Raw genomic sequence first — 11,967 nt, 5'->3', positions numbered from 1 at the left:
ACTGACCAGCAGCGCCGCCTTCGGGCGGCGCTTTATTGTGGGTTAGTGTTGTTCGGGGTGCGGTTTGCCCAGCAAGCGGCCAGTCGCCCCTTGAATGCCCAACTCTTTAAGCACGGCCAGTTCGCCTGGGGTTTCGACCATTTCGGCAATCAGCGGTAGGTCGATGCTGCGCGCGGCGCGTTGCATGGCCTCTAAGAACAAGTGACGGTCGGGTTCTTGGTCGATGCCGTGGATATAGCTGCCATCGATCTTTAAGTACGCCAAGCCCATGTGGGTGAGGTTGCCAATCAGGCTAAAGCGCCCGCCAAAGTGCTGAATCCCCAAACCCACGCCCAAGTAGCGCAGGTGGCGGGCAAACGCCAGCAGGGCATCGGTGGGTGGCAGGTGGCGCTCATCCATTTCTAACACCAAACGGTTGCGCGCCTCGGGGTGTTGCTGCAGCAACGCAATCAGCCGTTCACGGGCCGGGGCATGTTGTGCACTGGCGGGCGAGAGGCTCAGGGCTAAGGTGCCTTGATGAAACTGCAAATGCTGCAGCACTTTATCGAGCATCAAACGGTCGAGTTCGGCACCCAGCCCTAAGCGCTCGATCCACGGCAGGAAGCGCCCGGCATTCAGCGGTTCGCTATCGCCTTGATCGTCCAAGCGGGCGAGCACTTTTTCATGCAACAAGTCGCGGTTGTGGCAATTGACCACCGGCTGCAAGAACAGCTGGATGAGGTTTTGCTCCAGGGCTTTTTCCAAGCGGTTTTGCCAGTAGCTTTGCCCGCGCTCGGCGTTGGGGTTGTGTTCTTCCACCAAGGCCCAAGGTTGATCGCTGCGGCTTTGCGCCGCTTGCAGGGCTTGGTCGGCACGCTGCATCACGTGCGCGGGCGTTTCGCCGGGCTGCATGGCGGCTAAGGCGAGCCAGGCCACCGGGGTGCAGTCGGAAAGCCCTTGCTCGCGCAAGGTTTCGCAGTGCCCGGCGAGCATAGTCGCGAGCTGTTCGGCATCGTCGCTGGCAAGGCCCGGGGCTAGCAGCGCCAGTTCGCCAGCGCGCGAACGCGCACACATCCAGCCGGGGTGGTGCGGGCCTTTGCCGTGTTGTTCCAGCACCTGCGCCAAGCTTTGAATCAGCTGATCGACCGGCTTACCGCCTAAGCGCTGATTCAACCCAGCCAGATCATTGAGGTGCAAGATCAGTAAAAAACCGCCGGCTTTGTGCTCGTCGGGGTTGAGCAGTGATTTGAGCTGCATATCAAACCAGCGGCGATTGGCAAGGCCGGTGAGTTCGTCTTGATAGGCTTGGCGGCGCAGGGCTTCGCTGCGGGCGGCTTCTTCTTCAAACAGGCTTTTCAGCTTGCCGACCATTTGGTTCATGGCTTGCACCACGCGTTGCAGCTCGGGCGGGCTGGGCATTTGCGGCGCCAGTAAGTATTCGCGGCGGGTAATGGCGCGGGCTTGGCGCACCATGTAATCCAACGGGCGCAGTTGATAGCGCAGCAACCAGCCGCCAATCACCGCGCTGATTAGGCCGCACAAACCCAGCCAAAACAGGCTGCCCAAGGCGCTTTGCCAGAGCTTGTTCAGCGCAAACTGCGGGTGGCTGACCACATGCACGCTGGCGGCTTCTTCCCAGCCGCGCATGATGATGGCGTCACCGCCTTGCGCTTGCAGGTTAACCAAACGCACAAACCAATCCGGTGCGGTAATCCGGCTGTCGCTTAGGTCGCGCTCTACCAACACGCTGCGGTCGGGCAGGGTGCGCACTTCAATGCGGGCAAAGTAGCCGCTGTCGAAGATGGCGTTGACCATCACTTCAATCATCGCCGGGTCATCCACGTGCGGGGTGAGCGATAAGCCCAGCGCCGTGGCGGCATCTTGCGCGTGCGAGCGTAGCTGTTCGACGTGCTGCCCGCGCGAGTTCTCGAGCCCAACAATAAAGCTGCCGCTAAAGGCGACCAGTAGAAATAAGCAAATGGCCAGAAACAGTTGCTTTAACAGTGACATGTGTCCTCCTGCCCCTATTCGGGGGGAAAGCCTTCGCGCTGCATTTTGCCGAGCAGGTCTTGCCAGCGCGCCAGCTTTTTACTGTCGCCGGTGCGCCGCCCGCCGTCGGGGCCGGGTAACCACAGGCCCTCGGCATTGAATGCGTAAACAGGGAGCAAATCGCGCCGCTGCGAAGCGGGTTTGATCTGCGCGATAAGGTTGTCGAGTACTAACGGCTCGCGGCTGCCGGGTGCGTAGTAGGTGAGCACCATGTGCGCTTGGTTAAGCTCCAGCGCTTTAACGTAGGTAATGCGCAGGCGTTCGCTGGGCACCCCGAGTTGGCGCAGGGTGAAGTACTTGGCCAGCGAGTAGTCTTCGCAGTCGGCTTCGCCTTTGAGTAAGGCCTCCACGGGGCTGGCCCAGTAGTCGTTCTGGCCCCAGATGCGGTCGTCGTTGGCAAACAGCAGGTAGTCGTTAAAGAAGCGGTTTACCGCGCGCAGTTTTTCTTCTTCGCTCAAGGCGTGGCTGCGGGCAATAAAGTCGCGCCACGCTTCTAAACGAGCCACTTTGCGCGGGCTGGCCTGATACAAACGCTGGGCTTGGCTGATGATTTGGCTGAAGTCCCACTGCGGCGCGCGTTCGGCAACTAAGCCCATGGCCAGCGACGTTGCCACCGCTGCGCAAGCAAGGCGCAGGCATAAGGCTGGCGAGGGCAGGGGCAAGCCGGGCATGGGCAATCCGTTTAAGCGGGTTGCCGTCAGTGTAGGTCAATCGCCGGGCAGTGGTTAGCGGCGGGTTGGCTGCTTAAGAATGTAATAGCTGCCGCACAGCCCGCCCAACACCATGAAGATCCACAGGGCTGGGCGCTGTACCAGATAGGCCGACAGGGCAATGCAGCTCCACAACACGATCAAGGTGTACACCTTGGCTTTGCGCGGAATGCCGCTGCCGTCTAAATAATCACGAATCCATGGGCCCAGATGCGGGTGTTGCACTAGCCATAGGTAAAAACGCTCGGAGCTACGCACAAAACACGCGGCAGCCAAGAGTAGAAACGGCGTGGTGGGCAAGCCGGGGAGGAAAATCCCCAGCACGCCCAGCGCCACGCACACCCAGCCGCAGCCAAACAGCAAGGCACGTAGCCAAGGTTGGCGCAGCTCGCGGGGGCGGTGGGGCGTCATGCCGCGCTGATGCGAGCTTAGTGACGCGGTTTAAGCAGCGCGGGTTTTTCTTCCGGCGCTTGGCAGAGCAGGAATAAAGTGGTGAGCACTTCGGGAATCTGGCTGACCATGTCGTCGACCAAATCGACGTCATCGACGATCTCGGCAAACTCTTCCTGCTCATCAAACAGGCCCGAACCGACCATGATCGGTAGCAGCAGCTCGCTGACTTCTTCTTCGGCTTGCTCGAACCAGGCTTCTTCACGCAGGAATACGCCTTCCATAAAGCCAATGCACCAGCCGCGCAGGTCGGAGTCATCGGGCTCTTCGCCTAAGTCCAAATCGCAGGGCAGCTCCATGTCTTCGTCGCTGGCCAGCGCGCGAGTGATGTGCTGCAGCAAGTTGCGCAGCGCTTCTTCGATGGCTTGTTTTTCCGCCGGGTTGGCGTAGTTGGGTTCTTCGGCGAACAGCGCGGTGAGCCACTCGTCTTCTGGTACTTCTTCACTGGAGATCGCCAACGCGGTTAAAAAACCGTGGGCGGCCATATAGTCCAGCGCTTCTTCGTGCAAATCATCGGCATCCAGAAAGGCTTGCAGGCGTGTTTGCTGCTCGGCAAAAGACATGGGGTGTGCGCTCATCAAAGGGAAAACGCTTGGATTGTAGACGAGAGGCCGCGTGCGCCCAAGCCGCTGACATATAATGCGCCACTTTTGCGCCACACCAGCATAGGGGAGGGGCATGCGTCAGGCAGCCCGAGCGGTTCTTAAAGAGGTTTTCGGCTACGACGCCTTTCGGGGTCAGCAGGCGGAAATCATTGCCCAAGTGAGCGAAGGCGGTGATGCCCTCGTGCTGATGCCCACCGGCGGCGGCAAGTCGCTGTGCTACCAGATTCCCGGCTTGCTGCGTGATGGTTTGTGCGTGGTGGTGTCGCCGCTGATTGCCCTGATGGAAGACCAAGTCGCCACGCTGGACGAACTCGGTGTGGCCGCGGCGGCGCTGAACTCGCTGCAAAGCGCCGATGAGCAGCGCGAGATTGCCCAGCGCATTCGCGATGGCAGCCTGAAAATGCTCTATCTGGCCCCCGAGCGCTTAGTGCAGCCACGCATGTTGGCGTTTTTAGAAACCGTGCCGCTGGCCTTGTTTGCCATCGACGAAGCGCACTGTGTGTCGCAGTGGGGGCATGATTTCCGCCCCGAGTATTTGCAGCTGGGCCAGCTCGCCGAGCTCTTCCCGCAGGTGCCACGCATTGCCTTAACCGCCACCGCCGATCAGCGCACGCAGGAAGAAATCCGCCAGCGTTTGCATTTGCAGCAGGCGGCGCAGTTTGTCTCCAGCTTCGATCGGCCGAATATTTTTTACCGCATCGCCACTAAAGATCAGCCGCGCAAGCAGCTGCTGGGCTTTTTGGCCGAGCACAAAGGCGACGCCGGCATCGTCTATTGTCTGTCGCGCAAGAAGGTCGAGGAGGTCGCGGCATTTTTGGCCGAGCAAGGCTATCCCGCATTGCCGTATCACGCCGGTTTGTCGAACGAGCTGCGCTCGTATCACCAAAAGCGCTTCTTGAATGAAGAAGGCTTGATCATGGTGGCGACCATTGCCTTCGGCATGGGTATCGATAAGCCCAACGTGCGTTTTGTCGCGCACTTGGATTTGCCCAAGTCGCTGGAAGCCTATTACCAAGAAACTGGCCGTGCCGGCCGCGATGGCTTGCCCTCGGATGCGTGGATGGCCTACGGCCTGCAAGACATGGTGTTTCTTAAGCAGATGCTGCAAAACAGCGAAGGCGACGAGCGCCATAAGCGCATCGAGCGGCACAAACTCGACGCCATGTTGGCCCTGTGTGAAGAAACCCGCTGCCGCCGCCAAGCGCTGCTGGAATATTTCGGCGAAACCCTGCCCGAGCCGTGCGGGCACTGCGATATTTGCACCGACGGGGTAGAAACTTGGGACGCCACCGAAGCGGCACGCTTAGCGCTATCGAGCATCTACCGCAGCGGCCAGCGCTATGGTGTGGGGCATCAGGTGGATATTTTGCTCGGTAAGCAAACCGACAAGGTCGCCAGTCTTGGCCATCAGCACTTGTCGGTGTTTGGCCAAGGCAAGCAGCTGTCCGAGCACGAATGGCGTGGGGTATTTCGCCAACTGGTGGCGCGTGGCTTAGCCGATGTCGATTTAGACGCCTACGGCGGTTTGCGCTTAAGCGACACCTGCCGGCCACTGCTGCGTGGTGAAACCCAACTGCAACTGCGCCGCGAGGTGAAGCAAAGCACCCGCAGCGGCAGCAAAGGCAGCGCTGCGCGCGACCTCGTGCGCCCCGAAGAGCGCAGTCAGTGGGAAGCCTTGCGCGCCCTGCGTAAGCAGCTGGCCGAAGAGCACGCAGTGCCGCCGTATGTAATCTTCCCCGATTCCACCTTGCTGGAAATGCTCCGCATGCGTCCGCAAACCTTGCGGGATATGGCGCAAGTCAGCGGCGTTGGCGCGCGCAAGCTAGACCGCTACGGCGAGGCCTTCTTAGCCGTGCTGCAGGATGAAAACCAAGCTCCGGCGATGCGCACCGAAGACGTGCGCCATGAGCTGGCGTGCTTGGCGCGTGCCGGCATGACACCTGCGCAAATGGCCGAGCAGCTAAAGCTCAGCGAGAAAAGCGTGTACGGTTATTTGGCCGAACTGATCAGCGCCGGGCAGCTCAGTCTAGAGCAGGCGATTGACCTGCCAGAAAGCCTGCTGGGCGAGATTCAAGACGCCTTCTTAGACGGTGATGGCGACTTGCCCGGCGTTAGTCAGGTGCGCGAGATGCTTGGCGGTCGCGTCAATGACGGTGTGTTGCACTGTGTGCGCAGCGCCTTGGCCATGGAGTTGCTCGACTAAATCGGTATCTGTGCCGGTAAAAATTGGCGTCAACGCTGCCTTTGTGCTGAATTTAAAGCATATCCGTTGCAGGATTGGCGATGCTGACCCGATACCACGAGCTGTTAGGTGACATGTCCGATAACCCCTTTGCCCAGCAGTTGCAGGCGGGGTTCTCGTTGCTGCGTTTTCAGCCACGTCTGGAAAAACTTTATCGCCAATACTTAGCCGCTGCCGCCGTGCGTCAGCGGCGCATTGCCATTCTGCTGGCCCTGACCATTTGGGGCATGTTTGTCCTGTCGGACTTCTGGCGCCTGCGGACTTTGCTGGTGATGGAAGTCTGGCCCAGCGAGCTGTACTGGATTTTCTACGGGCGCTGGTTGGTCTTTGCTGGGCTCGCCGCCTGTGTGCCGGTGCTGCTGGTGACGCGGTTGGAATACTTATCACTGCAACTGACGCCGCTGATTATCTTGCTCGGCGCGTGGTCCATCGTGGTGATTAACCTCTGGTATGGCGAACTGGGCTTTCGCTACTCGCTCAGTGGCTTGATTCTGATGGTGATTGCGGTGTTCTTTCCGCTGGGCATGACCTTTCAAAAGTCTTTGCTGATGGCTTTGCTGCTGGTGGTTGGCAGCATGGCGATTGGCTTGCTGATGGCCGGCAGTGATTTTTTACCGGCCTTTCAACTCAATAGTTTTTACCTGCTGCTGGCGGTGTTGGTGTGTGCCTGTGGCCGTTATCTGCATGATTACACCCAGCGTGAGCAATTTTTAAACCGTCATTTGTTGAATTTTCTTGCCGAGCGCGACAGCCTTACCGGGCTACATAACCGCCGCAGCCTCGAGTTTATGGTGCGCGAGTGGTTGCAGCAGGCGCAGAGTAATCATGTGTTGGTGGGCTTCTGTTTGTTCGATATCGATCACTTCAAAGCTTATAACGACAGTTGCGGTCATGAGGCCGGCGACCAAGTGCTCAAACTGGTAGCGCAAGCCCTAAGCGATGGCACGCGCCGCCCGCAAGACTTGGCCGCGCGCTTGGGCGGCGAAGAGTTTGCCGTAGCGGTGTACGACACCAGCGCGGATGAACTATTGGCCCAAGCCGAACAATTGCGCGCACGAGTTGAGGGACTGGCTTTGCAGCACCCCGGCTTGCCGGGCCGGCAGGTGGTGACCATGAGTGTGGGTGTGGCCTTGAGCGCGCGGGATGACAACTTTACCCGCCTGTATCAGCGCACCGATGAAGTGCTCTATGCCGCCAAACATGCCGGGCGTAATCGTGTGGTATCTGCTGCGGAGGGGCGCTGAGTGGAGATTGTCAGTAAAAAGCCCGCCGAAGGTGAGTCGGCCTATGCGCGGCAACTGCTGGCTGGCTTTGGCAACTTACGCTTTACCGCCACGCTGGAAGATGAGTTTCGCGATCAGCAGCGCCACATCAACGTCAAGTTGCTGCGCACCAGCTTGTTGGTGGGTTTGTGCCTGTGGCTGCTGTTTGGCGTTAGCGATTGGTTAATGGCGCCGTCTGAGCTCTTTATTCCCATGCTGGTGGTACGTGTGTTGGTCGCTGTGCCTATGTTGGGCTTGGGGTATTTGCTCTGGCGTGGGCGCGATTTGTTACTGCTGACACCGATGACCATGCTGTCGTTGGTGTTGGTGGGCTTAGGCGCTTCGGCCGTGGTGGGTTTGGGGCACTCGCGCGATATCCATTACCCCTATGAAGGCCTGCTGCTGGTGTGTATGGCCGGCTTTTTCTTAGCCGGTTTGCGCCTGAACGAAGCCTTACTGTGCGCTGCGGTCACCTTATTGGGCTTTACCGCCTTTGAGGTCTGGGCTGGCCTGCCGATGGGCATGTTATTGGCCAACTTGCTGTTTTTGCTGTCGGGTAATGTGATCGGTGCAGTGGGTTGTTACCTACTGGAATACAAAACCCGTGAGCAATTTCTAACCTTGCGCCTTAATCGTGAACTGGCCGAGCAAGATGCCCTGACCGGGCTGAGTAACCGGCGCAGCTTCGATGCCCACTTAGAAACGCTGTGGCAACAAGCCGAACGCGATGGCCGGGGTTTGAGTGTGCTGCTTTGCGATGTGGATCATTTCAAAAGCTACAACGACCACTACGGTCATGCCGCTGGCGACTTAGTGCTGCAGCGCATTGCTGAAGTGTTGCAAGAAGCGGCGCGCCGCCCGCTGGATATGGCCGCGCGGGTGGGGGGCGAAGAGTTTGCCGTGCTGTTGTACGACACCGAGCCTGCCGACGCGCAGCGTTTAGGCTCGCTGGTGGTGGAAGGGGTGAGAGGCTTAGGGATTTCTCATGCGCTGTCGGTGACCAGTCAGCTGGTGACCATTTCGGTGGGGTTGGCCAGTCGCCAGCACGAAAAACCGCAAGACGGCGCTCAGGCTCTGTTAGCGCAGGCCGATCGTGCCTTGTACCGCGCCAAAGACAGCGGGCGTAATCAGTTACAGCGTATTTGACCGCAAGCGCAAACCCTTGGCCGCAAGGGCCAAGGGCGCTCTGTCTCAGGTGTGCTAATTTGCCGAAAAAGCCTCGGTATAAGAGCAGACCTCACCATGTCACAACCGCTAATTCATAACGGCCGCCCGCAGCTGGGCGTGCTGCCGCATCCGCCGAGTCGGGTGAATTTTCTTGATTTCGATTACCGCTCGCCCATGGGCAAGCGCCGCGCAGCGTGGCGTAAGAAGTGGGCGTTTCATCAGTTTCAATACTTTGGCGTGATCAGCGATCAATTAATTGGTGGCTGTGCGCTGGCTGATTTGCGTTGGTCCACCGTGGGTTTTTTCTACCTCTACCAACCCAGCACCGGTAAGCGCATCGAGAAGCGCTTAAAACTGCCGTTAGGGCTGGCCAGCCGGTTTTCTAAGGTGCCGGATAACGGCGTGTGTGAAATCGCCGCCGCTGGCGTGCGCATGCGCTTAGAAAACCACAGCGCCGGGCGCCGCAAGCGTTTATTGGTCGAACTAGCCGACGGCACGCGTATGGATGCTTGGTTTAGTGAAGAGCAGCACCAGTTCAACCCCATGTGCATCTGCACCCGTGCGGCGGTTAATGGCTGGGTATACGCGCAGAAGGTCGCCGGTGTGCCGTGCGAAGGGCAGGTGAGTTCGGCGCTGGGGGACTTTGATTTGGCCGCCATTGGCGCCTATGCCCATCACGATTGGTCGGCCGGTTTTATGCGCCGCGAAACCTGGTGGAACTGGGCGTGTACTTCCGGCCTGGCCGATGGAGTGGCAGTGGGCTTTAACCTGTCGTGCGGGGTCAATGAAACCAGCATCACCGAGAACTGCTATTGGCTGGATGGCCAGCTGCATAAGGTGGATGGCTGCTTTTTCGAGTTTGACCAAGATGACGTGCTTAAGCCATGGCGCGTGCATTCGGCCGATGGCCAAGTGGAGCTGAGTTTTACCCCCGCCGGCATGCATGGCGAGCAGGTTAATGCCTTGCTGGTGGCTAGCCGCTTCAAACAGATCTTTGGCCGCTTTAATGGCGTGTTAACCCCCAAAGACGGTAAGCCCGTGCAACTCAAAGAGTTCTGGGGCTTTGTCGAGGACCAGTACGCCAAGTGGTAGTCAACGAATGGCCTAAGCGAGCGCCGAGTGAGGCGGCGCTCGCTTAGAGAAGCGCTGATTTAATCGTCGAAAGACTCAAGCACAAGGCGTACGGAGCACAGCAACCGAGGCATACCGTCTGGTAGATGAGGTTGCGAGCAGTGCACAACGCAGTGATTGTGTCTTGCAGGCATGAAATCAGTGTTTCCTTAGAAAGGCCGGCCCAGCGACATATACAGCGCCCGCTGATTTTCATCGTTGGCACCCATGCCCATGATCAGAGGGCCGAAGGGCGTGACGAAGCCCAAGAACACGCTGCCGGCCTGAATATAGCCGGTGTCGTTGTCTTGCTCGTTGTACCAAGCGCGGCCCACTTCCAGCGAACCGCCGACATACACGGGGAAATCCAGCGGCAAAAAGCTGCGCTCGCCTAACCGGCGGTACACCACCGCACGCGCTAGGCTGATGTTCTGTGCCGACAGAGCCTCGGGCTGAAAACCGGAAAGCTCGGCCAAGCCGCCCAGATGGAAGTCACTCAGCGCGGCGGGCTGATCGTCCAGTGAGCGGCCGTATTTACCACCGAACAGCACGGTGGTGCGATCGGTGATGGCCCACGGTACGTTGGCTTCAATCAGCCACTGCCGATAGCGCTCTCTGGCGCCCAAACTTTGATCGTACTGACGGGCGTGCAAGGCCAGCTCTTGGCCAGAGCTGGGGAAGTCGACGCTGTCGACGCTATCGAACGAGTAGCGCAGGTCGTAGTAGCCCTGATCGAAGTCGATACTGGGGAATTCGGGCAGGCCCACACGTACCCGCGCGTCGCCCCATTCTTGGCCGACGCCGAAGCGAATTTCGCCGTTATTGCTGATTTGTCGGCCTACATTCAGCCCAGTGGCGTATTTGTTGACCTTGTACTCGGCGACTGGGTCTAGCTCTTCAAGAATGTCGATATTGCGGCTGTCGAAGTGCACATACGGCGCCACAAAGTAGCGTGAGCCGTAATCCAGCGGTTGATACAGCTCGCTATACAGCTCGCGGCGATCGCCTAAGCGCAGCCGGGTTAACCATTCGCCGCCCAAATCATTAATGCCGTTTAAGCGAAAGCTGGCGCCTAAGGTGTAGCTGCTGCCGCCGTCAAAGTCGTCGGCCAAGCTGATGCCGGGGTTTAAATAATGAATGCCAGCGCGGCGGGCTTTGGCTTCGAGGACCAGCACATTGCCCTCGGGGCCTTTTTCGACGCGGTAGTGGATCTGGTCGAAGTATTCCAAGCCATACAGGGTGGCCATATCGCCTTGCAGGCCGTGCAAGTTCAGCGGCTCGTTCAGCGGTTGATCAATGTGGCTGCGGATCACCGCGTCGCTGATCGGCGAGTTATTGATGATGCGGATGGCGTGAATAATCGGCCGGCGCTCTTGGCGCTCCACCACAGGTAACGCTTGCCCACTGGCAAAACGCGCGGCGATTTGCGCACTGGCGCCTTGTGCGGCTAAGTACCCGGCGCGCATGGCAAAGCGTGCTTGGCTGAAGTCCACCGAGGCCATGCCATTGAGCGCCGGGGTCAGCAGTACATCGCGCTCCGGCTGCAGGGTGGCGATTTGCGCTTCGGCGTTTTTGCGTGTCATCAGGGTGATGGATTGGTTCATCACATCCAGCACGCTGCCCAGTTCATCGGTCTTGGCCAAGGGCGATCCGATATCCACGGCAATCACCGCATCCACGCCCATGGCGCGGGCCACATCAACGGGGATGTTATTCACCATGCCGCCGTCCACCAGCAGCCGGCCGTTCAGTTCTAGTGGGGCAAAGGCGGCGGGAATCGACATGCTGGCGCGAATCGCCGCCGGCAGGCTGCCCTGTTTAAACACCACCATTTCGCCGGTGGCAATGTTGGTAGCCACCGCACGGAAGGGGATCGGCAGCTTGTCGAAGCTCTGCGTATTGGGTACATGCAGTAGCAGGCTTTGCAGCACTAAGTCGAGGTTCTGGCCCTGAATCACCCCCAGCGGCAAACCCAAGGTGCCATCGGCGCGGAACGGAAAGCGCAGTTTGCTTAAGAAATCGCGGTCGTCCTGCTTGCGCCGGTACGGCACGCTGCGCCGTGGCGGTTGGTCAGACAGCACCTGCGCCCAGTTCAGCTCAATGGCTAAAGTTTCTAGCTCGGCGGCGCTGTAGCCGGCGGCATACAAACCACCCACCACGGCGCCCATGCTGGTGCCGGCAATGGCGTGAATGCGCACGCCTTGTTCCTCCAGCGCTTTGAGCACGCCGATATGCGCTAAACCGCGCGCCGCGCCGCCGGATAACACCAAGCCGAGCTTGTGCTCGTTAGCGTGCGCAGACGGCAGCAAGCTGAGGCCACACGCCAGCAAGACGGCGGCGAAACGCAGCCAAACAGATTGCAGGCGGGTGAATAGGGCGGCGGTCATGGGGTT

General features: G+C 59.3%; 9 protein-coding genes. 4 read left to right on the top strand and 5 right to left on the bottom strand.

Annotation, left to right across the window (positions count from 1 at the left end; translation table 11 throughout):
• Positions 1-42: 42 nt before the first annotated feature.
• The 4 genes from BMX80_RS14795 to BMX80_RS14780 are packed head-to-tail and all read right to left on the bottom strand — an operon-like array spanning position 43 to position 3,751.
• Positions 43-1,989 carry a bifunctional diguanylate cyclase/phosphodiesterase gene (locus BMX80_RS14795; protein ID WP_074869954.1) on the bottom strand — a complete coding sequence of 649 codons (1,947 nt, stop codon included), beginning with the start codon at positions 1,987-1,989 and terminating at the stop codon, positions 43-45.
• 14 nt (positions 1,990-2,003) lie between these two features.
• Positions 2,004-2,699: a transglutaminase-like cysteine peptidase gene (locus BMX80_RS14790; RefSeq protein ID WP_074869951.1), complete on the bottom strand. Its 696-nt coding sequence runs from the start codon at positions 2,697-2,699 to the stop codon at positions 2,004-2,006.
• A gap of 54 nt (positions 2,700-2,753) precedes the next feature.
• The gene (locus BMX80_RS14785) at positions 2,754-3,149 is read right to left on the bottom strand and encodes a YbaN family protein (protein ID WP_071870505.1); all 396 of its coding nucleotides are present in this window, start codon (positions 3,147-3,149) and stop codon (positions 2,754-2,756) included.
• A gap of 17 nt (positions 3,150-3,166) precedes the next feature.
• A complete protein-coding gene (locus tag BMX80_RS14780; RefSeq protein ID WP_074869948.1) occupies positions 3,167-3,751 on the bottom strand; it encodes a UPF0149 family protein in 585 nt (194 codons plus the stop codon).
• Between the two features lie 115 nt (positions 3,752-3,866).
• Here BMX80_RS14780 and recQ point away from each other — a divergent pair, with 115 nt between their 5' ends.
• The 4 genes from recQ (at position 3,867) to BMX80_RS14760 (ending at position 9,556) form a co-directional block, all read left to right on the top strand.
• Positions 3,867-5,996, top strand: coding sequence for a DNA helicase RecQ (recQ, locus tag BMX80_RS14775; RefSeq protein WP_074869946.1), 2,130 nt, complete (start codon positions 3,867-3,869; stop codon positions 5,994-5,996).
• Between the two features lie 80 nt (positions 5,997-6,076).
• A complete protein-coding gene (locus tag BMX80_RS14770) occupies positions 6,077-7,279 on the top strand; it encodes a GGDEF domain-containing protein (protein WP_074869944.1) in 1,203 nt (400 codons plus the stop codon).
• Entirely contained in the window at positions 7,280-8,443 is a 1,164-nt protein-coding gene (locus BMX80_RS14765) for a GGDEF domain-containing protein (RefSeq protein ID WP_074869941.1), read from the top strand. It abuts the gene before it with no gap.
• 96 nt (positions 8,444-8,539) lie between these two features.
• Positions 8,540-9,556 carry a DUF2804 domain-containing protein gene (locus BMX80_RS14760; protein ID WP_074869938.1) on the top strand — a complete coding sequence of 339 codons (1,017 nt, stop codon included), beginning with the start codon at positions 8,540-8,542 and terminating at the stop codon, positions 9,554-9,556.
• A 188-nt stretch (positions 9,557-9,744) separates the two neighbouring features.
• Here the strand turns inward: BMX80_RS14760 and BMX80_RS14755 are convergent, their stop codons facing one another.
• Complete coding sequence (locus BMX80_RS14755) at positions 9,745-11,961, bottom strand: patatin-like phospholipase family protein (RefSeq protein WP_083394340.1); 2,217 nt, start codon at positions 11,959-11,961, stop codon at positions 9,745-9,747.
• Positions 11,962-11,967: the final 6 nt, after the last annotated feature.

The organism is Atopomonas hussainii (genome assembly GCF_900109735.1).
Classification (GTDB): Bacteria; Pseudomonadota; Gammaproteobacteria; order Pseudomonadales; family Pseudomonadaceae; genus Atopomonas; species Atopomonas hussainii.
The sequence above is the reverse complement of the archived record's forward strand: the minus strand, read 5'-3'. Positions and strand labels throughout refer to the sequence as shown.

Excerpts from the sequence above, each read along its gene's own strand:
- BMX80_RS14760 (WP_074869938.1), top strand. The coding sequence starts at position 8,540 with ATGTCACAACCGCTAATTCATAACGGCCGCCCGCAGCTGGGCGTGCTG.
- recQ (WP_074869946.1), top strand. The coding sequence starts at position 3,867 with ATGCGTCAGGCAGCCCGAGCGGTTCTTAAAGAGGTTTTCGGCTACGAC.
- BMX80_RS14780 (WP_074869948.1), bottom strand. The coding sequence starts at position 3,751 with ATGTCTTTTGCCGAGCAGCAAACACGCCTGCAAGCCTTTCTGGATGCC.
- BMX80_RS14790 (WP_074869951.1), bottom strand. The coding sequence starts at position 2,699 with ATGCCCGGCTTGCCCCTGCCCTCGCCAGCCTTATGCCTGCGCCTTGCT.
- BMX80_RS14795 (WP_074869954.1), bottom strand. The coding sequence starts at position 1,989 with ATGTCACTGTTAAAGCAACTGTTTCTGGCCATTTGCTTATTTCTACTG.
- BMX80_RS14770 (WP_074869944.1), top strand. The coding sequence starts at position 6,077 with ATGCTGACCCGATACCACGAGCTGTTAGGTGACATGTCCGATAACCCC.
- BMX80_RS14755 (WP_083394340.1), bottom strand. The coding sequence starts at position 11,961 with ATGACCGCCGCCCTATTCACCCGCCTGCAATCTGTTTGGCTGCGTTTC.
- BMX80_RS14785 (WP_071870505.1), bottom strand. The coding sequence starts at position 3,149 with ATGACGCCCCACCGCCCCCGCGAGCTGCGCCAACCTTGGCTACGTGCC.